This window comes from Photobacterium sp. DNB22_13_2, assembly GCF_052873915.1.
This window is the reverse complement of the sequence record NZ_JBNNXU010000040.1, coordinates 1-20,338: the sequence shown is the minus strand read 5'-3', so window position 1 is coordinate 20,338 and position 20,338 is coordinate 1. Positions and strand designations below refer to the sequence as shown.

Here is a 20,338-nt window from a genome sequence, read left to right as displayed (position 1 = left end):
CGCGTGTTGGGAGTTCGAATCTCTCTACCCCTGCCACCTTCGAAAGCCTCGACAGAAATGTCGGGGCTTTTTTGCATTTGTTGTTTCTGCGAACCAATGTTGAGATTTGGAGCGCCCCAACCCCTCTAGCACATTCAAGGCTCTAGACTATGCGTTCCGGCAGAAATACTGGAACTTTTCTCGTTTTGGCATGTGAAGACCAAAGCGCGATACTTTCCTATATTTATCAATACTGTGACTCGGTTTGATAAATTCAGTTTGATCTCCAGTGTATTGTTAGTAGAATGATAAATATATTAGGGGTGTAGCTCCAATTGGCAGAGCAGCGGATTCCAAATCCGCGTGTTGGGAGTTCGAATCTCTCCACCCCTGCCATATTAGAAGCCTCAGTCGAAGGACTGGGGCTTTTTTATATCTGTTTGTTTCTGAGATGAGGTATTGTTGATATCTGGTTCGCCAGCGGCATAGAACTTCCGGAGTACAGAAGCCGTTTAGCCTAACTACATTAATACCCTCAGAACAAATACAGGCACGTTTGCCATATATAACTGGATATTATTACTTGTTGTTTGTGGGGATAAGCGATAGCATTTATCCCTTGTCATCGCTTTAAGACGCTGACGGGTGATGGAGTTCCACCTTTAACCGCTCAACCGAGATAATGACTCCTGCTGTAGTAGGATAGATCCGTCTATGGTGGGGCTTTTTATTTGCCATAGCATCTATCCTTGAGAGTAATCCGAGATAAAGATAGATATGGTATGGCGCATCCATTAAGTTCAAATCCTAAAATTTTCGTCCAAATCCTCCGTTGGACGCTTCTCATTATTCCCGTTGCCGTTATCGTCGGCTCGCTGAATGCCTTTTTCCTGTGGATCCTCAGTGTTGCTACTGCAACTCGAATTGATCATTCATGGCTCATTTACTTTTTGCCGTTGGCTGGCCTGGTGATTGTTTACTGCTACCGAAATTTGGGGAAGAACTCCGAGGGTGGTAACAACCTCATCATGGATGAGATTCACGAACCCGGTGCAGGTATTCCAGCCCGTATGGCACCTTTAGTATTGGTAACAACCGTACTAACTCACTTGTTTGGTGGCTCGGCTGGCCGTGAGGGGACGGCCGTGCAAATTGGTGGTGCATCTACTCACTGGTTAGCACGTAAGTTTAAGCTAAATGAGTCTGATACTCGCCTTATTCTGATTGCTGGAGTAGCAGCTGGCTTTGGTGCAGTATTTGGTACCCCGTTGACAGGTGCTATCTTTGCCCTTGAGGTACTGGCGATAGGCCGCTTGCGTTATGATGCGATAATTCCAGCCTTGTTCGCTGCGATTTTGGCTGATGTGGTTTGCTCTGCTTGGGGCGTGCACCATACTCACTACCGAATTGATTTTCTTGAAACCATCACCTTGTTTGAGCATGCGGTCAAAGTGGACCTGTGGATGATCGCCAAGATTGTTGTTGCAGCGGTAGCATTTGGATTGGCGGGGTATTTGTTCGGTGAGCTAACCCATGCCTTCAAAGATATCTTAAAGGCGACTCTTAAAAACCCGTATTTGATTGTGGTGGTTGGTGGTTTAATTGTTATTGGTGCTGTGCAGCTAATTGGTAACTATGACTATATCGGTCTGGGTGTTTACTCAAGCCGAGAAGGTGGTGTCAGTATCTTAACTGCTTTCCAGGAGGGGGGGGCCGAATGGTATAGCTGGTTAATCAAGCTGTTGTTGACTGCAATCACCCTTGCTGCTGGTTATAAGGGCGGCGAGGTCACACCGCTGTTCTTCGTTGGTGCAACCCTGGGTAATACTATGGCTTGGGTGCTCGGTGCCCCAGTTGACTTGTTTGCCGCTCTTGGCTTCCTGGCGGTATTTGCCGCTGCAACTAATACACCACTTGCCTGTACCATTATGGGGGTGGAGTTATTCGGTGCCGATCACATGCTGTATTTCGCAATAGCTTGCTATACCGCATATTTCTTCAGTGGCCACACTGGGATCTATTCATCGCAGCGAGTGGCGGTACCTAAGCTGCTTGATCTGGATGGCGCACCGAAGATCACCCATAAGCTGGGTGAGTTGAGAGAAACTCATTCTTCATTGCTTAAGTCACTTGTGAAGCGCTTCAAATAATTTTGTGAGGGCGTAGTGTGTTATGCAAAGGTAACAATGTTTTTGCCAATTAAGTATTAATTTTGTGGGTTCTACCTTGCCGTGGCTGAACCCCTTCCATATACTGCTAATTCAACTTGTCGGAGTGCCATTTGGCTGAGACCGCATTGCGGGATCCGTAGAACCTGATCAGGCTAATACCTGCGAAGGGAACAAGAGAGACTCTTCTGTATCACTGTATTCACAGTGACAGTATCAGACGAAACTATACACCCTACGTATAGCCTCTTGTTTACGCACCCATCCGCCAAGCAACTTCCCCTTTTATGGATAAAAAAGGAAATTGCTATGTCGAATCGCAAACAAGCGAGACTGGAAGCGAAACAATTTATCGATTCACTGACCACCCAGGCTTACCCTAGCTCTCGGAAAGTCTATGTTACCGGTAGCCGCGAAGATATCCGTGTACCCATGCGTGAAATCAACTTGGCCGATAGCCTAGTTGGTGGTACCAAAGACGATCCCGTTTTTGAGCCCAATGAAGCAATCCGTGTTTATGACACTTCGGGCTTTTATACCGATCCGGATCAACCGGCTGATATCTATGTCGGCCTGCCTAAACTGCGTGAGTCATGGATTGAGGAGCGGGGAGATACCGAGTACCTTGATGAGTTAAGCTCGCAATATTCCAAGGCTCGCTTGGCCGATGACACGCTTGATGAGCTGCGCTTTGAACAGCAGGCTCGTATCCGTCGCGCCAAGGCTGGGGCTAATGTCACTCAATTACACTATGCCCGTCAGGGGATCATTACGCCCGAAATGGAATTTATCGCCATTCGTGAGAACATGGGGCGAGCAAGATATCGCGATGAAGCGCTAAACCAACAGCACCTAGGCATGGCCTTTGGGGCAAATCTTCCTGAAGAAATCACATCTGAATTTGTCCGCCGTGAAGTTGCCGAAGGCCGGGCTATCATCCCTTGTAATATAAATCACCCTGAATCTGAACCGATGATCATTGGCCGTAATTTTTTGGTCAAGGTGAATGCCAATATCGGCAATTCGTCGGTTAGCTCTTCTATCGAAGAAGAGGTTGAGAAATTAGTGTGGTCTACTCGTTGGGGAGGCGACACGGTGATGGATCTCTCAACAGGCCGAAATATTCACGAAACTCGCGAGTGGATCATTCGCAACAGCCCGGTTCCGATTGGCACCGTGCCTATGTATCAGGCGCTGGAAAAGGTGAACGGCATTGCTGAGGACCTTAACTGGGAGGTGTTCCGCGATACCCTACTTGAACAAGCGGAGCAGGGCGTTGACTACTTTACTATCCATGCTGGTGTCTTGTTGCGCTATGTCCCAATGACGGCCAAAAGGGTCACCGGTATTGTCTCGCGCGGCGGTTCGATCATGGCCAAATGGTGTTTGGCTCATCATCAGGAAAGCTTCTTGTATGAACACTTCCGCGAAATATGTGAAATCTGTGCCCAGTACGATATTGCCCTGTCATTGGGGGATGGCTTGCGTCCGGGGTCGGTGGCTGACGCCAACGATGAGGCACAGTTTAGCGAGTTGCGTACCTTGGGGGCGCTGACCAAGATCGCATGGGAATACGATGTCCAGGTAATGATCGAAGGCCCGGGCCATGTGCCGATGCACATGATCAAGGAAAACATGGAAGAGCAGCTCAAGCACTGCGATGAAGCGCCGTTTTATACATTGGGGCCTCTGACTACTGATATTGCTCCGGGCTATGACCATATTACCTCTGGCATCGGTGCTGCCATGATCGGCTGGTACGGCTGCGCCATGCTGTGTTATGTCACTCCTAAAGAACACCTCGGCTTACCGAATAAAGAAGATGTAAAGGTGGGGCTGATCACGTACAAATTGTGTGCCCATGCGGCAGACTTAGCAAAAGGCCATCCCGGTGCTCAAGTACGCGATAACGCCTTGTCGAAGGCACGCTTTGAGTTCCGTTGGGAAGATCAATTTAATCTGGCTTTAGACCCTGAAACGGCTCGAGCCTACCATGATGAAACACTCCCTCAGGAATCCGGCAAGATCGCGCATTTTTGTTCGATGTGCGGACCGAAATTCTGCTCAATGAAGATATCACAAGAAGTTCGTGACTATGCGAAAGGGCTGGAAAAAGAAGGTGATTTAGCGGTAAAAATGTTGGATGACCCACTTGAAGGCATGCAGCAAAAATCCGATGAATTCCGGGCCAGGGGGAGTGAACTTTATCACCCAATTAAAGAGGAAAGTTAATGAACGCGTTGTGTTTACCCGATCACTTAGCGCCATTGCTGATGCACATTGAGCCATTGTTGGCAGCCGCCGACAAATATCAGCTCGGTGAGGCCGTTAGTATGGAGTGGAGCGGATCGGAGGTGGTAGACATTCAGCTTGACGGCGTGGCCTTCAAGTTGGCGTTTAATCCGTCTGAAACAGGGACACAGGGGCTGGAGGTGCGCGATCAGTGGATCGCCCCTTACCCATCATTGGCTGAGATGCAGCATCAGGTGGCGGAGAATCCGGCGCTGGTTGTCTGTGGACTACCGACAGAGCGAGGCTGTGTCGATATTTGGCATCATCTCGGTGAAGCCCGTGCCGTGTATTGTCATCATGCTGGTGCGAGTGAGCCGCAGCGTGCGATGTTGCTGGCTGCTCTGGCATTGGACTACCCGCTGGAAGATGCGGTAACCCTGTCGCGCGCCCATGCCCGTGGCTATTTGGAAAGTCATTCAGACGGCTATGGTGAAACTGGCTGGCCGATGATGCGCTCGCTGTTCCCACGCCCACTGACTGTCAACCACCCTGAAAGCTGCGCGCTTGGTTGGGTAAGCAAAGAAGTTGCTGTGGCGCCGTTTGCCACGGTCGAGCGCGATAAGTTGGCGCTGTATCCGGTTGTCGATACCGCTGATTGGGTAATCCGCTTGCTCGATCTGGGGGTGAAGACTACCCAGTTGCGGATCAAAGATCCGTCCGAGCCGACATTGGCCGCCCAGATCTCCAATATCGTTGAGGCAGGCGTTCAGCACGGTGCTCAGGTATTTGTGAATGATTACTGGCAACTGGCGATCGATAACCAAGCTTATGGAATCCACTTGGGGCAGGAAGATTTGGAGACTGCTGATCTAGCGGCTATCCAAAAGGCTGGACTTCGTCTTGGCCTTTCAACTCATGGTTACTACGAGATCCTGCGGGCGGCAGAATTTTCCCCAAGCTATATTGCATTGGGTCATATCTTCCCGACCACAACCAAAGACATGCCATCCAAGCCGCAGGGGTTGAACCGATTAGCCTTGTATCAGAAGTTGATTGGCGATGCTTTCCCGACTGTCGCGATTGGTGGTATTGACCTATCGCGTGCCGAGCGGGTGTGGCGTACAGGGGTGAGCAGTGTAGCAGTTGTACGTGCCATCACCCAAGCGGAGGATCCGGCACAGGCGGTCGCGGCATTTGACGACATCTTGGTCCGTAATCCAGCCGAATAGGACGGTAATCATGCTCAGTGATCAGGAATTTCTTCGCTATAACCGTCAGATCATGCTGCCGCAGATCGGCGAGGCGGGTCAGCAATCATTGGCCAACGCTCAGGTGTTGTTGGTCGGTGCGGGCGGTTTGGGATCGGCGGCGGCTTTGTACCTTGCTGGTGCAGGGATCGGGAATCTGGTGATTGCCGATGATGACACCGTCGATAGCTCTAACCTGCAGCGTCAGGTGGTTTACCGTGATAGCGATCAAGGCAAAGCCAAGGCTGAAATGGCGGCAGAGCAACTGCAGGCGTTAAACCCATATATACGTATCCGAGCCGTTAAGGCTCGGCTTGCTGATCAGAGACTAGCGATGGAAGTGTCGCTGGCCGATGTGGTGCTTGATTGTTCCGATAACCTAGAAACCCGCTATGCCGTTAACCAAGCTTGCTTTAATGCCAAGACACCGCTGATCTCAGGGGCTGCTATTCGATGGCAAGGTCAACTGATGGCGTTTGATTTTCGCCAGGGTAAGGGGCCGTGTTACCACTGTTTGTTCCCGCGTCAGGCAGGGGCTGTTGATGAGCCGCAAAATTGCAGTAACTCAGGCATTGCCGGGCCGGTTGTTGGCACCGTGGGTAACTTGCAGGCACTGGAAACCATAAAATTACTGACTAGTGCTGGTGAAGTGGGCTTTGGCTCCCTTCGCCAGTTCGATGGTCTGACGATGGGCTGGCAAGCCTTTCAATTACCAACAGATAGATCGTGCCCAGTTTGCGGGACGGGAGAATAAAACCACTATGACGACTACGACTCTGATCCAAGTACAGGTCAATGATAAACCGGTTGAGGTGCCTGCAGGGCAGTCTCTCAACGCTCTGCTGATCCAACTGGATATGCCACTTCAGGCTACTGCGGTAGCGCTTAATGAAGATATTGTGGCCCGCAATGAGTGGGAAACAACAGTACTAAGCACTGGCGATCGCATCGCCTTGTTCCAAGCGATTGCAGGAGGATAAATGCTATCTATCGCTGATAAGACGTTCTCGTCACGTTTGTTTACCGGTACCGGTAAGTACGCCAACCGCCAGGCTATGGCTGGTTCGATCATTGCCTCTGGCTCTGAGTTGGTAACCATGGCTCTTAAGCGTGTGGATATCGACAGCCGTGATGATGATATTCTTGCGCCGTTGATTGAGGCTGGGGTCTATCTGCTGCCAAATACTTCCGGAGCCAAAAATGCCAAGGAAGCGGTATTCGCGGCCAAACTGGCTCGTGAAGCACTGGGTACCAATTGGCTGAAGTTGGAAATCCATCCTGATCCGAAGTACTTGATGCCTGATCCGATTGAGACCCTGACGGCAGCCCAAGAACTGGTGCGAGAAGGCTTCATTGTTCTGCCGTATTGCCATGCCGATCCGGTACTGTGTAAGCGTTTGGAAGAAGTGGGCTGTGCTGCGGTCATGCCACTGGGGGCGCCGATTGGCTCTAACAAAGGTCTGGCTTCGCGTGACTTCCTTGAAATCATTATTGATCAGGCGAGGGTGCCGGTGATCGTTGATGCCGGTATTGGTGCGCCATCTCATGCTGCCGAAGCGATGGAGATGGGGGCGGATGCGGTATTGGTGAATACAGCGATTGCGGCAGCGGCCGATCCGATTGCGATGGGACGTGCCTTTAAATTAGCGGTAGAGAGTGGCCGGATGGCTTATGAGGCTGGATTGGCCGGAACGGTGAACCATGCTATTGCCTCAAGCCCTTTAACCGCTTTCTTGGATCAGCCTGCTTAAGGAGCCTGTAATGAGTTTCGTTGATGAGTGGAAGCAGTTTGATTGGGATGATATCCGGCTGTCTATCTATGGCAAGACAGCGATTGATGTTGAGCGGGCGTTGCGCAAACCAAAACGCGATCTGGAAGATTTCAAAGCCCTGATCTCGCCGGCAGCTGAACCTTATCTCGAGCAGATGGCACAGCAGTCGGCGGCATTAACCCGCAAGCGCTTCGGCCATACGGTGTCGTTTTATATTCCGTTATATCTCTCTAATCTGTGTGCCAATGCGTGTACCTATTGTGGTTTCTCAATGGAAAACCGCATCAAGCGCCGCACTTTGAATGTTGCCGAGATAGTACGTGAATGCGAGGCGATCAAAGCCAAACAGTTCGATAGCATTTTGCTGGTGACGGGTGAGCATGAACGTAAAGTCGGAATGGAATATTTCCGAGAGGCACTGCCGGCGATCAAATCCCATTTCAGTTACCTGGCAATGGAAGTCCAACCGCTGAAGCAGGATGAATATGCCGAGCTGAAAACCCTCGGTTTGGATGCGGTGATGGTCTATCAAGAAACCTACAGTGCACCGACTTATGCCCAGCATCATTTGCGCGGTAATAAAATGGATTTTGAGTACCGGTTAGCCACACCTGACCGCTTGGCAAAAGCCGGGATTGATAAGATCGGGATCGGCGCCTTGATAGGCCTTGAAGAGTGGCGAACTGACTGCTTCTTTGCCGCTGCGCATCTTGACTATCTTGAGCGTACCTACTGGCAAACGCGCTATTCTATTTCCTTTCCGCGCCTGCGTCCGTGTGAAGGGGGCTTGCAGCCAAAATCGGTGATGGATGACCGCCAATTGGTGCAACTTATCTGTGCCTATCGATTGTTTAACCCTGAGGTTGAGCTGTCGCTGTCGACCCGGGAATCGGCGCAGTTCCGCGATAATGTGTTGCCGTTGGGGATCACCACCATGTCGGCCGAGTCCAAGACCCAGCCGGGTGGCTATGCCGATGATGTACCGGAGCTGGAGCAGTTTGCGATCAGCGATGAACGGCCTGCAGTCGACGTCGCGGCAGCGGTTAAGCAGCGGGGTTTTGAGGTGGTGTGGAAAGACTGGCATCACGCCTATTCAGGGTAACAAGCTGTGGCTATTTGGCACTTTCTCTTTGCTTTAGCGCCAAATACCACACAGCAGGGTATCAATGAATAACAAAACGCCCGCACAGAATACCTGTGCGGGCGTTTTCATTTTGGTGCTAGCGCTATATGTTATCAATGCGGCTATTAACGGCCTAGTGGTGCTGTCGCTTGTTCTAGCCACGCCAGATCGTCACTTTGCAGCGATGGGCTCAGCACATCGAATACTGTCTGGTGGTAGTTGTTGAGCCAGTTTAGCTCAGCGTCCGTCATCAGCGACAGATCCACCAAGCGACGATCAATAGGGGCGCGGGTCAGAGACTCGAAGCCCATTACAGTCATATCACCGGCAGTTTCCACTTCCACTACCAGTTCTAGGTTCTCGATACGGATGCCGAAGGCATCAGCACGGTAGTAACCCGGCTCGTTCGATAGCACCATGCCCGGTAGCAGGGCGGTTGGGTTATGTGCTTTGGCAATACGCTGCGGGCCTTCGTGGACACTCAGGAAGTGACCGACACCATGACCGGTACCATGATCGTAATCAAAGCCGTAGGCCCACAGGTGCTGACGGGCAAGGGCGTCTAGCTGTGAACCGGTAGTGCCTTTCGGGAAACGGGCAGATGCTAAACCGATGTGGCCTTTCAACACCAAGGTGAAGGTTTGCTTGACCTCATCGCCTGGTTCGCCGATAGCGATGGTACGGGTGATATCGGTCGTGCCGTCTGGGTACTGGCCGCCTGAATCAACCAAGTAGACGTTGTCCATTTCCAGCACACTTGGTTCGGGCTGGTTATTGTGGTTGTAGTGACACATGGCTGCGTTACCGGCGGCGGCCGAAATCGTATCGAAGCTGACATCGGTGCAGCTGCTGTCTTCGCTGCGGAACTGCCATAGTTTGTCCGACAGGGTGCCTTCGTCCAGTAGGTTGCCTTGTGCGACTTGGCTATCTACCCAAGCGAGGAACTTGCTGACTGCCACGCCATCGCGGATATGGCAGGCTTTCATGCCGGCAATTTCCGTTGGGTTCTTGGCGGCTTTCGGCAGCAGGCAAGGATCGGCGGCTTCTAGCAGTGTGGCATCGGCATCACGCAAGGTTTGGCTGGCCCAGGCATTGCTGGTAGCCGGGTCAACCAACACGGTTTTGCCTGATAGCTGCTGTAGCCCAGCTTCCAGTGCATCTGGAGCATTGACGCGCACGCCTTCGCCAACATGGGCGGCGAAGCCTTCTGGCAAGCGACTTGGGTCAATATAGAAGTCGACACTTTGATCGGCATGAAGTAGTGCCGTTGATAGTAAAACCGGTAGGCTAGGTACATCACTACCACGGATGTTAAGCAGCCAAGCAATACTGTCTAGCTGGGTTAGTAAGACGGCGTCGGCTTTTTGTTTGGTGAGCTCGGCAGCAATCAGCTCTCGTTTGTCACAGCTCCTCTGGCCAACAAACTCCAGTCCCATCAGTTTGGCTTGCGACAAGGTCGCTGCTGGGCGGTCGGACCAAAATAGCTCGATTGGGTTTTCGGCAATGCTGACTAGTTCCAATTCACCGGCTACTTGGGCTTGGGTACGGGTCAGCCAGGCTGCGCTGTGCAGACGTGGATCGATAGCCACTTTGCTATTCGGTGCCAGGTTGTTCAATGCCCATTGTACTGGTGGCTCCTCAATCAGGTGGCGGTATTCGTATACCTCCCCCGGAACTTGCTTGCGGACTTGGACCACATAGCGGCCGTCGACAAACATGGCTGCCTTATCTCGGGCAATTACTGACATACCCGCAGAGCCAGTAAAGCCGGTCGCCCAGAGCAGGCGCTCGTTATGGGCCGGGATATATTCGCCCAGGTATTCATCTTCGTGGGGGATCAAAAGGGCGTCGAGCTGGTTTGCTTCCAGCCATTGGCGGATTTGCGCGACGCGCTGCGAGATAACTGCTTGCATGTGTGTATTTTTCCTTTCACTGAGTCACCGTCCATGTGACGGCTATAAGGCCAGCCCGAATAACAAATACCCCTATCCGTTATGTGGCGGACAGGCAATGTTGGCTGTTCAGGCTGATCTCCCTAAATTAGCGCTTTTGCGTAATAGCTGCAATTAGCTAACAGACAAATCACGGCAGCGTGAGGTGATAATTTGCCGTAACCAGCTATGTCCAGGGTCTTTTTCTTGATGTTGATGCCAAAATAGGGTGTAGGCCATAGGAGGAAGTACTGGTGGTAGCGGTAGCACCACCAAGTCGAGTTGGGCGGCTATGTAGTCAGCAAAGTGGCTCGGGGCCGTGAACACTAGATCAGTATGGGTACACAGGCTGGCGGCACTGTTGAAGTCGGGCACATACATGGCGATATCCCTGCTAAGGCCTTTTTCTGCCAGTTTGTAGTCGAGCAGCCAGCGGTCATCGTTTCCGCAGCGGACCTGGATATGGCGCTGTTTGAGGTAGCTGTCCTGATCCCATTTTTTGGCCAGAACTGGGTGTCCCTGTCGCACCAAGCAGCGCTGGGTGTCTTGGCATAGCTCGGTAAAAATGATCCCTTTGGGTGGCATTAGAGTCAGCATCGCATCTTTGGGGTTAAGATCTTTTCCGGTAATCCCGAAGTCCACTTCGCCATTGATCAGCTTTTCAAAGGTGTTGGGTTCCCAGGCCTGGGTATCGAGAATGATATTGGGCCCTTCGGCAAAAATATCCCCGAGGAAGCGGGGTAAGAACAACGGATAGGCACTTTCGACCAGTGCCATGCGGAAATGGCGGTCGCTGGTTTGGGGCACGAATGCCGCCGGTGCAGTCAAGTGTTCGATATCTCTTAGTAACTGTTCGAGAAGTGGCATCAAGGCCATGGCTCGTGGCGTGGGTTTCATGCCGTGGGCGCTGCGGACGAACAAGGGATCATCGAATTGCTCGCGCAGGCGGTTGAGGCTTTTGCTCACGGCTGACTGGCTCAGGCATAGTCGCTTGGCAGCCAGCGTGACGCTGCCTTCTTCCAGTAATACATGAAGGCAAACGAGTAAGTTGAGATCCACTCTGGCGAGCTTTTCAAATGACATGGCACTTCTCCCCGTAAATGAAGTGATATTCCTAAATGGAAAATCGGTGTTGAATATATACCATTTCTATTCATATCTTGAACACCGTAAACTGCCGCCATTGCTCAACAGGATAATACTATGCAACCGAAAAACTCTGCGGACAAACGGCTGGTGGCCTTGATGGTGACCCTGGTGCTGTTCAGCCCGCTTGCCATTGATATTTACCTGCCAGCGCTGCCTGCGATGGCTGACACCTTTGCGGTCGATCTGACCCGGGTTCAAGATACCATAACGTGGTTTATGTTCAGCCTGGGCCTTGGTCAGTTAGTTGCTGGACCACTGGCTGACCGGTTTGGTCGCCGCCCTATTGCCCTAGGCGGTATTGCGATTTACGGCGCGAGTGCCACATTGGCGTATGTTGCCCAGTCTTTGGATATGTTATTGGTTGCCCGTTTATTGCAGGGCTTTGGCGCCTGTGCAACTTCGGTCGCGGCATTTGCGGCGGTGCGTGACAGCTTCGGCCCAGAGAAGAGCGGCCGGATGATCAGCTACCTTAATGGTGCGATCTGCTTTATTCCTGCATTGGCCCCTTTGTTGGGAACTTGGCTGACTCATCAGTTTGGCTGGCGTGCCAACTTTAGCTTCATGGCTGGTTTTGCGCTGGTGGCGGGCTTGTTTATATTGATGCTGTTTCGTGAAACCCGCCCGGCCGATACCGATGTATCTGGTTCGACGATTAGCCTCTCACGTTACTGGTCTGTCCTTAGGGAGCCGACTTTCTTGTACCATGCCAGCATGTGTATGTTGGCGATGGCAGTTATCCTTGCTTATGTCACTTCGGCACCCGCGTGGTTGATGGTTGAGCTTGGTCAGAGCATGAACCAGTTTACCTTGTGGTTTGGTATCAATGCCGCGCTGAACATTCTGGCCTGTATGGTTGCCCCGAAATACATTGACCGCTTTGGCTCGCGAATGACGCTGAATACCGGTCTGGTGATCTTGGTACTGGCTGGCATGCTGATGCTGCTGGTCGGCCATATTGCCGAGGCATGGGCCTTTATGACACCGATTTTCATGTCCTCGTTCGGCTTTGCCTTTGTGCTTGGTTCGTCGGCGGGCAAAGCGCTGGCCCCGTTTGGTGATCGTGCCGGTACGGCTGCCGCGTTGCTTGGTTTGTTCCAGATGAGTGGTGCTGGTGCGATGGTAAGCCTGACCCAACGACTGGGCCTGAGTTCACCGGACTTAATGGTGCTGCAGATGTGGTTGTTGGTCCCAGGTTTGTTGCTGCTGTGGACTAAATTCGGCCGCCGCTGGCACGCGCCTGTGACCGCCTAACAGAAAATGCTCAATAACAAAAAGACGCCGTCCCTTTAAGGCGCAGGGTCTCGACAACCCATACTTACTCGCTTGCCTGCCACCTTAGTGGCAGGCTTTTTTATGCTTGCTATACGGGATTAAGGTTAAGCCGGCGTTTCGGTTTGCTGTTTTTTACCTTTCCACTGCTGGATGATCAGGCCGAATACAATCAACACCAAGCCAACTAAGGTCGACGGGTGGATCTCTTCGCCGATAATCGTCGCCAGCAGCATTAATGAGATAAATGGTGAAATGAAGATCAGGTTACTGATCCGCGCCGTGTTGCGGGTCAGCTTGAGGGCATTGATCCACAGCACAAAGGTTATTCCCATCTCGAACAAGCCAACATAGCTCACCGCCGCCCAGCCTTGCCAAGGGATCATGGTCCAGCCACCAATGTAAAGGCTCAGGCCAATAGAAAAAGGTAATGAGACCAAAAAGCCCAGCAGGACACCGAGTACCGCATCGGCTTGGTTTTTGGTATTGAGGATCCAATACATGGCCCACAGCAGAGTCGACAGCAATGCCAACGCCACACCGGTCGGATTATCAAACTGCAATGCCATGACATCGCCTTTGGTGGCAATCACTACCACACCGAGGTAGCCAAAAGCACAGGCTGCCCAATCTTGCTTGCGAATTTTCTGGCCGAGGAAGACGGCGGCCATCAGCGTTAGGGTGATTGCCCAGCTATAGTTGAGCGGCTGAGCCTGGGACGCGGGTAGTAGCTCATAGGCTTTGAAGAGCACCAGATAGTAGGCAAAAGGGTTGATGAGGCCGAGCAACAAGTAATAATGCGGTCTAGCTATAAAGGTACGGCCCAGCAGGTGGAGTTTGCCTTGATACAGAGCGATACCTGCCAGGGCGATGGCCGAAACCACACTGGCGGCAACTAGCATCTGTACTGGGGTAAAGAAATCGAGAGTGATCTTAAAAGCGGTGGCAACGGTCGACCACAGCAGGACGGCCGCCAGGCCATACCCGAGCGCATAACGTTCGTTCATTGTTCATCCATAATCAATTGCTGCTTTGGCAAGGCAGCTGGGCTTATATAGGGCGTCAGTCTATTCGATTGCGGCGGAACCGACCAGAACATTGCGATAAGGAATGTGAGCTTGCTGCGAAGGGCAATTCTGAGCTAGAGAAGCTGGACATTTATCCAGTATCCTCTTAGCCTTATTGGCAAAAGCAGATCAATTGCTGGTTAATCAACGAGTCAGGAACAAAGCATGATAAATGAGTGGTTGTCGGGATACGGTTTGGCTATCGTGACCGGTGTATCCGGAGCCACGGTGGCGGGGGCTATCGCGGCATGGCTGGCAAACAACCGCTGGCAACAGCAAATGCAGCTTCTGCGTCAGCAGGCAGAGAACGAACTGAAATTGGCGCAAAGCCGCGAACAGCATTACCAGAGCCAACTCAGCGAGCGTAATCAGGAGCTCGATGAAATGGATGTTGAGCGCGACAGGCTGACAGCTGAGTTGCGCCAGATGCACGGTCGCCTCGCGGCAGCGCTGGAGAAAATGCGCCATTTCGAAGCGCTCAAGAATGAGAAACAATATCTGGCCGAGCAGTTGGAGAACAACCGGATGGCCAATGCCGGCCTCGAAGCTGATTTGCGTGAGCAGGAAGCCCGTCATTTTGAAGAGCAGAAAGCGGCCGATGACAAGATTGCCTTGCTGGAAAATGCTGAAGAGCGGTTACGGGTGCAGTTTGAAAGCTTGGCCAACCGCTTGTTCGAGCAAAAGACCCGTACCGTCGATCAGCAAAACCGGATCAGTATGGAAGGCTTGCTGGGGCCACTGCGCGAGCAGCTTGATGGCTTCCGTAAGCAGGTCAATGACAACTTCAACCAAGAAGCCCGCGAGCGGCATACCTTGGTCCACGAAATCAATAATCTCAAGCAGCTCAATGAGCAGATGGCGCGTGAAGCGGTCAATCTGACTCAGGCCCTTAAAGGAGACAACAAAGCGCAGGGCAACTGGGGTGAGGTCGTGTTGGCTCGGGTGCTGAGTGACTCCGGGTTGCGTGAAGGGCATGAATACCAAACTCAGATCAGCCTCGAGAATGGGGACGGCAAACGTTACCAACCTGATGTCGTCGTACACCTACCGCAAAGTAAAGATGTCGTCATTGATGCCAAGATGTCATTGATAGCCTATGAACGTTTTTTTAATGCCGACAATGTTGCCGAGCAGGAGCTGGCGCTCGGTGAGCACGTTGCCTCGGTGCGCAGCCATATCCGAGGGTTGAGCCGCAAGGACTATCATCAGCTGCACGGGGTTGAAAGCCTCGATTATGTGTTGATGTTTATTCCGGTTGAACCGGCGTTTCAGGCCGCCATACAATCTGATCCACGACTGATCCGTGATGCGATGGATCAGAATATTATGCTGGTCAGTCCTACCACCTTGCTGGTGGCCTTGCGAACCATTAATAACCTGTGGCGCAATGAGCGGCAGAATCAAAATGCCAAGCAAATCGCCGAACGGGCCAGCAAGCTTTATGACAAGCTGCGACTGTTTGTCACCGATATGGAAGCCATGGGCACGTCATTGGAAAAGGCCAACCAGAGCTACCAGGGGGCGATGAACAAGCTGGTGACGGGTCGTGGCAATGTTATCCGCCAGGCGGAAGGGTTCCGCCAGTTGGGGGTGGAGGTTAAGCGTGATATCAATCCGTTATTGACCGAAAGAGCTATGCTGGGAGCGGCGGATGATGGGCCGCTGGCCGCGATTGGTGAGGATAGCCCGACAGCATAAAGGTGTGGCGTGGAGTTAGATGCAGGTTGTGCTTTGAGCAAACCTCAACCATCAAGTACACTAGGGCAAAATAATACGTTAACCACGACGGAAGTAGCATGACGGACACCACACTAGAGACGACCCATTTTGGCTACCGGACTGTAGCCAAGGACGACAAGGCAGAAATGGTTGCAGAGGTATTTCACTCGGTAGCCGCTAAGTACGACATTATGAATGACTTGATGTCGATGGGTGTCCATCGGGTGTGGAAGCGCTTTACTATTGATTGCAGTGGAGTTCGCCGAGGCCACAAGGTGCTCGATTTGGGTGGCGGTACCGGTGACTTGACGGCTAAGTTCTCGCGCATTGTGGGCGATGATGGCCAAGTGATCTTGGCCGATATCAATAACTCGATGCTGAAAGTGGGCCGCAGCAAGCTGCGTGATAACGGTATTGTCGGCAACGTAGGCTATGTTCAGGCCAACGCTGAAGAGCTACCTTTCCCGGATGATTACTTTGACTGTATTACTATCAGTTTCTGTCTGCGTAACGTGACCGACAAGGACAAAGCACTGCGCTCTATGTACCGCGTGCTTAAGCCGGGTGGCCGTCTATTGGTGCTGGAGTTCTCCAAGCCGATTGTCGAACCATTGTCGAAAATCTATGACGCCTACTCTTTCCATTTGTTACCGAAAATGGGCGAAGTAATTGCCAATGACGCTGAAAGCTATCGTTATCTAGCTGAGTCTATCCGGATGCACCCGGATCAAGATACGCTGGAAGGGATGATGCAGAACGCAGGTTTTGAGCAAACTAACTTCTACAACTTGACCGGTGGCATTGTTGCCCTGCACCGTGGCTACAAATTCTGAGGAACCCATGCCTGTTGATGCGTTTGTAACCGGGGTGATAGAGACCTCACTCAATGCCTTGCTGAAGGATGATGAAGACAGCCAGCGTCGCCTTGCCCGATTGAAGGGGAAGGTGATTAGCGTGACTATCAATGAATTTGGCAAGCAGCTTTACTTTGTTTTCAGCCAGCAAATTGATGTCCTCGGCGCCTATGAAGGCGACGTCGACTGTCAATTGGCGCTGAATCTGTCTGTTTTGCCGGAGCTTCGCCAGCAAGCTAACCTGACCCAACTGATTAAGGCCGACAAGCTATCGCTCGAGGGTGATATCCAGCTGGCCCAGCAGTTCTCGGCCCTGCTCAGTGGACTCAAGCCGGATGTTGAAGAAAAATTATCGCAATATACCGGTGATATCGTTGCCCATACGTTAGTCAGTGGCGCCAAACAGGGCGCGCGATTTATCCAGCAAGGTGTGGTTAAACATCAGCGCGACTTGGCCGAGGTGATCACCGAAGAATGGCGATTGGCTCCTCAGGCGCTGGAAATTGCGTATTTTTCCGATCAGGTCGACGACTTGAAAATGGACGTAGCGCGCTGTGAAGCACGTTTAAATCGCCTAGTGGAGCAAGTGCTTTAATGATGGTGTTTTCCGAAATTAAGCGCCTTTATCAGATCACCGCTGTTCAGTTGCGCTATGGGTTGGATGAATTACTGCCTGAAGACCCACGACTGAAATTGCCAAAGGCGATGCGCAAGTCCCTGTTCTGGATCCGCAACGAGCACCTGGAAAAACCATTGGGTGAGCGCTTGCGTCTGGCTCTTCAGGAGTTGGGCCCGGTGTGGATCAAATTCGGCCAGATGATGTCGACCCGCCGCGACTTGTTCCCGCCGCATATCGCCGATCAGTTGGCGTTGCTGCAAGATCAGGTGGCGTCGTTTGACGGACGCTTGGCCAAGGAACAGATGGAAAAAGCCTTGGGTGGTCCGCTGGAGACATGGTTCAACGACTTCGACGAGGTACCGTTGGCATCGGCGTCCATCGCGCAGGTCCATACTGCAACCTTGAAAGAGTCGGGTAAGGAGATCGTTCTCAAGGTGATCCGCCCGGATATCCTGCCGGTGATTAAGGCCGATATTACCTTGATGTACCGGATGGCCGGTTTGCTTGAGAAGGTCCTGCCTGATGCCCGTCGCTTACGTCCTGTAGAAGTAGTACGGGAGTACGAGAAAACCTTGCTCGATGAGCTTAACCTGATGCGCGAAGCCGCCAATGGTATTCAGCTAAGGCGCAACTTTGAAGACAGCGACATGCTTTATGTGCCTGAAGTGTATACCGATTTGAGCCGTGAAAACCTGTTGGTGATGGAGCGTATCTATGGCATCCAGGTGTCGGATATCGACGCGCTAGTGGCTAATGGTACCGACATGAAACTGTTGTCGGAAAATGCAGTGACAATTTTTTTCACTCAGGTATTTCGTGATAGCTTCTTCCATGCCGACATGCACCCTGGCAATATTTTTGTGGCACGGGAAAATCCGGAAAACCCGCAGTGGATTGCTCTCGACTGTGGTATCGTCGGTAGCCTGAACCGGGAAGACAAGCGCTATCTGGCTGAGAATCTGCTAGCTTTTTTCAACCGGGACTACCGCAAGGTCGCTGAGTTGCACGTTGATTCTGGCTGGGTGCCGGAAGATACCAACATCGATGAATTTGAATTTGCGATTCGCACCGTGTGCGAGCCGATTTTCGAGAAGCCGCTGGCCGAGATTTCATTTGGTCATGTGTTGCTGAATTTGTTCAATACCGCACGCCGCTTCAATATGGAAGTGCAGCCACAGTTGGTATTGCTGCAAAAGACCTTATTATATGTAGAAGGATTGGGACGACAGCTGTACCCGCAACTTGATTTGTGGGATACCGCCAAACCTTTCCTGGAAGACTGGATGTCCCGTCAGGTCGGCCCGCAAGCCGTGATCGACGGGGTGAAAACCCGGGCGCCATTCTGGGCAGAGAAATTACCGGAGCTACCGGAATTACTTTATGATAGTTTGCGCCAAGGCAATGCGTTGAACCAACGCATCGATAAACTCTATGATAATTTCATGGAGAGTCGGCGTTACCAGGGCCAGGCACGGTTCTACTTTGGCATTGGTGCAACTCTGGTTGTATGTTCTGCCATACTTTTTAGTAATCACGTTGAAACCTATTCGGCCATTAGCGCTGCAATGGGGGTCACGTTTTGGTTACTTGGGTGGCGTGCTTGCCGTAAATAGACGGTAAAGTATGCAGCCAACATATATACGATTTGTTATTAACCACAATGAGCTGAGGTAAAACAAGCATGGGTGGTATCAGTATCTGGCAATTGCTAATCATTGCACTAATTATTGTTCTGTTGTTCGGAACCAAGAAGTTGCGCACGCTGGGCGGTGACTTGGGTTCTGCCGTAAAAGGTTTCAAGAAGGCGATCGGCGATGAAGAGCCTTCTGCTGAGAAGAAAGACGCAGCAGCTGATGCGGATTTCGATCAGAAGAAACTAGCGGACGAACAGCAGGCTGGCCAGGCTCAAAAGAGCCAAAAAGACAAAGAGCAGGTTTAACACGTGTTTGATATCGGGTTCTGGGAACTAATACTGATCTCCGTGGTGGGGTTGGTTGTACTGGGGCCGGAACGCCTACCTGTCGCGATCCGTACGGTATCGCGCTGGGTTGGAGCTGCACGTAATATGGCGAACTCGGTCAAGGATGAACTGAACCAGGAGCTCAAGCTTCAGGAACTTCAGGAAAACTTGAAAAAAGCCGAGCAAATGGGGATGAAAGATCTCTCGCCAGAGCTGAGGGACACTGTGGAGGAGCTGAAAAAAGCGGCCTCGGATGTGCAGCGTCCTTATGCCGACAAGAAAGACGAGCAGCCCTCGGCGACGACCTCTCAAAAGCAGGATTAATATAAGTCACTATGTCTACTGTTGAAGATACGCAACCGTTATTCAGCCACTTGCTTGAGCTGCGTAACCGTTTGTTGCGTTCCATCCTGAGTGTCATTGTGGTTTTTCTTGGCTTGGTATGGTTTGCCAACGACATCTATGCATTTATGTCCGCTCCCTTGGTAGAACGTCTACCTGAAGGAGCGAGTATGATCGCAACCGATGTGGCATCGCCATTCTTTACGCCAATTAAGCTCACATTGGTGACCTCGGTGTTTATCGCCGTACCGATGATCTTGTATCAGGTTTGGGCCTTCGTGGCACCGGGTCTTTATAAGCATGAGCGCAAGCTGATCATGCCGCTGCTGTTTTCCAGCTCGCTGCTGTTCTATGCTGGCGTGTCTTTTGCCTATTTTGTGGTGTTCCCACTGGTATTCAGTTTCTTTACCAGTGCAGCCCCTGAAGGGATCACGGTAGCGACAGATATTGCCAGCTACCTCGATTTTGTCTTGGCATTGTTCATGGCATTCGGTATTGCCTTTGAAATTCCGGTCGCCATTATCTTGCTATGCTGGACAGGGGCGACAGATCCGGAAAGCCTACGTACCAAGCGGCCGTATATCATTGTTTCTGCCTTTGTGGTGGGTATGATGCTGACACCACCGGATATGATTTCGCAGACGCTACTGGCTATTCCAATGTGCTTGTTGTTTGAAGTTGGCTTGTTCTTCGCGCGCTTTTATGTGCGTAAGCCAGAAGAAGATGACGCAGCCGAAGAGTAGTAAGGTAATAGATGAGCTGCTTTGCAGACAATAAAAAACCGGCCAAAGCCGGTTTTTTTATATCTGGAGGGTTGTGATACTGCCCTAAGAGGCTAGAGGCTAGAGGCTAGAGGCTAGAGGCTAGAGGCTAGAGGCTAGAGGCTAGAGGCTAGAGGCTAGAGGCT

General features: G+C 51.7%; 18 protein-coding genes, 1 tRNA gene and 2 riboswitches. Of the genes, 16 read left to right on the top strand and 3 right to left on the bottom strand.

Features of this window, described 5'->3' with window-relative positions; all coding sequences use genetic code 11:
* Positions 1 to 298: 298 nt before the first annotated feature.
* From ACVA58_RS27415 to thiH, 8 genes are all read left to right on the top strand, one after another.
* Positions 299 to 375: transfer RNA gene (locus tag ACVA58_RS27415), tRNA-Trp, on the top strand.
* A gap of 239 nt (positions 376 to 614) precedes the next feature.
* A riboswitch (Fluoride riboswitch) is annotated at positions 615 to 678 on the top strand.
* 83 nt (positions 679 to 761) lie between these two features.
* A complete protein-coding gene (locus tag ACVA58_RS27410; protein WP_446513420.1) occupies positions 762 to 2,129 on the top strand; it encodes a voltage-gated chloride channel family protein in 1,368 nt (455 codons plus the stop codon).
* A gap of 110 nt (positions 2,130 to 2,239) precedes the next feature.
* Positions 2,240 to 2,337: riboswitch (TPP riboswitch) on the top strand.
* A 119-nt stretch (positions 2,338 to 2,456) separates the two neighbouring features.
* On the top strand, positions 2,457 to 4,379 hold the full coding sequence (gene thiC, locus ACVA58_RS27405) for a phosphomethylpyrimidine synthase ThiC (protein ID WP_446513419.1): 1,923 nt from the start codon (positions 2,457 to 2,459) through the stop codon (positions 4,377 to 4,379).
* Complete coding sequence (gene thiE / locus ACVA58_RS27400; RefSeq protein WP_446513418.1) at positions 4,379 to 5,608, top strand: thiamine phosphate synthase; 1,230 nt, start codon at positions 4,379 to 4,381, stop codon at positions 5,606 to 5,608. Before thiC ends, thiE begins: the two co-directional genes overlap by 1 nt.
* 10 nt (positions 5,609 to 5,618) lie before the next feature.
* Entirely contained in the window at positions 5,619 to 6,380 is a 762-nt protein-coding gene (locus tag ACVA58_RS27395) for a HesA/MoeB/ThiF family protein (protein ID WP_446513417.1), read from the top strand.
* A 7-nt stretch (positions 6,381 to 6,387) separates the two neighbouring features.
* Positions 6,388 to 6,606 (top strand): sulfur carrier protein ThiS, encoded by a 219-nt coding sequence (gene thiS, locus ACVA58_RS27390; protein ID WP_446513416.1) that lies wholly within the window; start codon positions 6,388 to 6,390, stop codon positions 6,604 to 6,606.
* Positions 6,607 to 7,377, top strand: coding sequence for a thiazole synthase (locus ACVA58_RS27385; protein ID WP_446513415.1), 771 nt, complete (start codon positions 6,607 to 6,609; stop codon positions 7,375 to 7,377).
* A 10-nt stretch (positions 7,378 to 7,387) separates the two neighbouring features.
* The gene (gene thiH / locus ACVA58_RS27380) at positions 7,388 to 8,500 is read left to right on the top strand and encodes a 2-iminoacetate synthase ThiH (RefSeq protein WP_446513414.1); all 1,113 of its coding nucleotides are present in this window, start codon (positions 7,388 to 7,390) and stop codon (positions 8,498 to 8,500) included.
* 146 nt (positions 8,501 to 8,646) lie between these two features.
* Here thiH and ACVA58_RS27375 read toward each other — a convergent pair whose 3' ends face one another.
* Positions 8,647 to 10,434 (bottom strand): aminopeptidase P family protein, encoded by a 1,788-nt coding sequence (locus ACVA58_RS27375; RefSeq protein ID WP_446513413.1) that lies wholly within the window; start codon positions 10,432 to 10,434, stop codon positions 8,647 to 8,649.
* 153 nt (positions 10,435 to 10,587) lie between these two features.
* Positions 10,588 to 11,535, bottom strand: a complete 948-nt coding sequence (locus tag ACVA58_RS27370) for a LysR substrate-binding domain-containing protein (protein WP_446513412.1) — start codon at positions 11,533 to 11,535, stop codon at positions 10,588 to 10,590.
* Between the two features lie 120 nt (positions 11,536 to 11,655).
* Between ACVA58_RS27370 and ACVA58_RS27365 the strand changes: the two genes are divergently transcribed.
* The gene (locus ACVA58_RS27365) at positions 11,656 to 12,852 is read left to right on the top strand and encodes a multidrug effflux MFS transporter (protein ID WP_446513411.1); all 1,197 of its coding nucleotides are present in this window, start codon (positions 11,656 to 11,658) and stop codon (positions 12,850 to 12,852) included.
* A 125-nt stretch (positions 12,853 to 12,977) separates the two neighbouring features.
* Here ACVA58_RS27365 and ACVA58_RS27360 read toward each other — a convergent pair whose 3' ends face one another.
* Positions 12,978 to 13,877 (bottom strand): DMT family transporter, encoded by a 900-nt coding sequence (locus ACVA58_RS27360; protein WP_446513410.1) that lies wholly within the window; start codon positions 13,875 to 13,877, stop codon positions 12,978 to 12,980.
* A gap of 225 nt (positions 13,878 to 14,102) precedes the next feature.
* Here ACVA58_RS27360 and rmuC point away from each other — a divergent pair, with 225 nt between their 5' ends.
* The 7 genes from rmuC to tatC all read left to right on the top strand — a co-directional run bounded on the left by rmuC (position 14,103) and on the right by tatC (position 20,174).
* Positions 14,103 to 15,635 (top strand): DNA recombination protein RmuC, encoded by a 1,533-nt coding sequence (gene rmuC / locus ACVA58_RS27355; RefSeq protein WP_446513409.1) that lies wholly within the window; start codon positions 14,103 to 14,105, stop codon positions 15,633 to 15,635.
* A 98-nt stretch (positions 15,636 to 15,733) separates the two neighbouring features.
* Entirely contained in the window at positions 15,734 to 16,489 is a 756-nt protein-coding gene (gene ubiE, locus ACVA58_RS27350) for a bifunctional demethylmenaquinone methyltransferase/2-methoxy-6-polyprenyl-1,4-benzoquinol methylase UbiE (protein ID WP_446513408.1), read from the top strand.
* Between the two features lie 7 nt (positions 16,490 to 16,496).
* Positions 16,497 to 17,105 carry a ubiquinone biosynthesis accessory factor UbiJ gene (locus tag ACVA58_RS27345; protein ID WP_446513407.1) on the top strand — a complete coding sequence of 203 codons (609 nt, stop codon included), beginning with the start codon at positions 16,497 to 16,499 and terminating at the stop codon, positions 17,103 to 17,105.
* A 2-nt stretch (positions 17,106 to 17,107) separates the two neighbouring features.
* On the top strand, positions 17,108 to 18,742 hold the full coding sequence (ubiB, locus tag ACVA58_RS27340) for a ubiquinone biosynthesis regulatory protein kinase UbiB (RefSeq protein WP_446513421.1): 1,635 nt from the start codon (positions 17,108 to 17,110) through the stop codon (positions 18,740 to 18,742).
* 68 nt (positions 18,743 to 18,810) lie between these two features.
* Positions 18,811 to 19,068 (top strand): Sec-independent protein translocase subunit TatA, encoded by a 258-nt coding sequence (gene tatA, locus ACVA58_RS27335; protein WP_255044775.1) that lies wholly within the window; start codon positions 18,811 to 18,813, stop codon positions 19,066 to 19,068.
* A 3-nt stretch (positions 19,069 to 19,071) separates the two neighbouring features.
* Entirely contained in the window at positions 19,072 to 19,413 is a 342-nt protein-coding gene (tatB, locus tag ACVA58_RS27330) for a Sec-independent protein translocase protein TatB (protein WP_255044776.1), read from the top strand.
* Between the two features lie 11 nt (positions 19,414 to 19,424).
* Positions 19,425 to 20,174, top strand: a complete 750-nt coding sequence (gene tatC, locus ACVA58_RS27325) for a Sec-independent protein translocase subunit TatC (RefSeq protein ID WP_446513406.1) — start codon at positions 19,425 to 19,427, stop codon at positions 20,172 to 20,174.
* The last annotated feature ends 164 nt before the right edge of the window (positions 20,175 to 20,338 follow it).

Excerpts from the sequence above, each read along its gene's own strand:
- rmuC (WP_446513409.1), top strand. The coding sequence starts at position 14,103 with ATGATAAATGAGTGGTTGTCGGGATACGGTTTGGCTATCGTGACCGGT.
- tatC (WP_446513406.1), top strand. The coding sequence starts at position 19,425 with ATGTCTACTGTTGAAGATACGCAACCGTTATTCAGCCACTTGCTTGAG.
- ACVA58_RS27345 (WP_446513407.1), top strand. The coding sequence starts at position 16,497 with ATGCCTGTTGATGCGTTTGTAACCGGGGTGATAGAGACCTCACTCAAT.
- thiS (WP_446513416.1), top strand. The coding sequence starts at position 6,388 with ATGACGACTACGACTCTGATCCAAGTACAGGTCAATGATAAACCGGTT.
- ubiE (WP_446513408.1), top strand. The coding sequence starts at position 15,734 with ATGACGGACACCACACTAGAGACGACCCATTTTGGCTACCGGACTGTA.
- thiE (WP_446513418.1), top strand. The coding sequence starts at position 4,379 with ATGAACGCGTTGTGTTTACCCGATCACTTAGCGCCATTGCTGATGCAC.
- ACVA58_RS27370 (WP_446513412.1), bottom strand. The coding sequence starts at position 11,535 with ATGTCATTTGAAAAGCTCGCCAGAGTGGATCTCAACTTACTCGTTTGC.
- ACVA58_RS27365 (WP_446513411.1), top strand. The coding sequence starts at position 11,656 with ATGCAACCGAAAAACTCTGCGGACAAACGGCTGGTGGCCTTGATGGTG.
- thiC (WP_446513419.1), top strand. The coding sequence starts at position 2,457 with ATGTCGAATCGCAAACAAGCGAGACTGGAAGCGAAACAATTTATCGAT.
- thiH (WP_446513414.1), top strand. The coding sequence starts at position 7,388 with ATGAGTTTCGTTGATGAGTGGAAGCAGTTTGATTGGGATGATATCCGG.
- ACVA58_RS27375 (WP_446513413.1), bottom strand. The coding sequence starts at position 10,434 with ATGCAAGCAGTTATCTCGCAGCGCGTCGCGCAAATCCGCCAATGGCTG.
- ACVA58_RS27410 (WP_446513420.1), top strand. The coding sequence starts at position 762 with ATGGCGCATCCATTAAGTTCAAATCCTAAAATTTTCGTCCAAATCCTC.
- ubiB (WP_446513421.1), top strand. The coding sequence starts at position 17,108 with ATGGTGTTTTCCGAAATTAAGCGCCTTTATCAGATCACCGCTGTTCAG.
- tatA (WP_255044775.1), top strand. The coding sequence starts at position 18,811 with ATGGGTGGTATCAGTATCTGGCAATTGCTAATCATTGCACTAATTATT.
- ACVA58_RS27385 (WP_446513415.1), top strand. The coding sequence starts at position 6,607 with ATGCTATCTATCGCTGATAAGACGTTCTCGTCACGTTTGTTTACCGGT.
- ACVA58_RS27395 (WP_446513417.1), top strand. The coding sequence starts at position 5,619 with ATGCTCAGTGATCAGGAATTTCTTCGCTATAACCGTCAGATCATGCTG.
- ACVA58_RS27360 (WP_446513410.1), bottom strand. The coding sequence starts at position 13,877 with ATGAACGAACGTTATGCGCTCGGGTATGGCCTGGCGGCCGTCCTGCTG.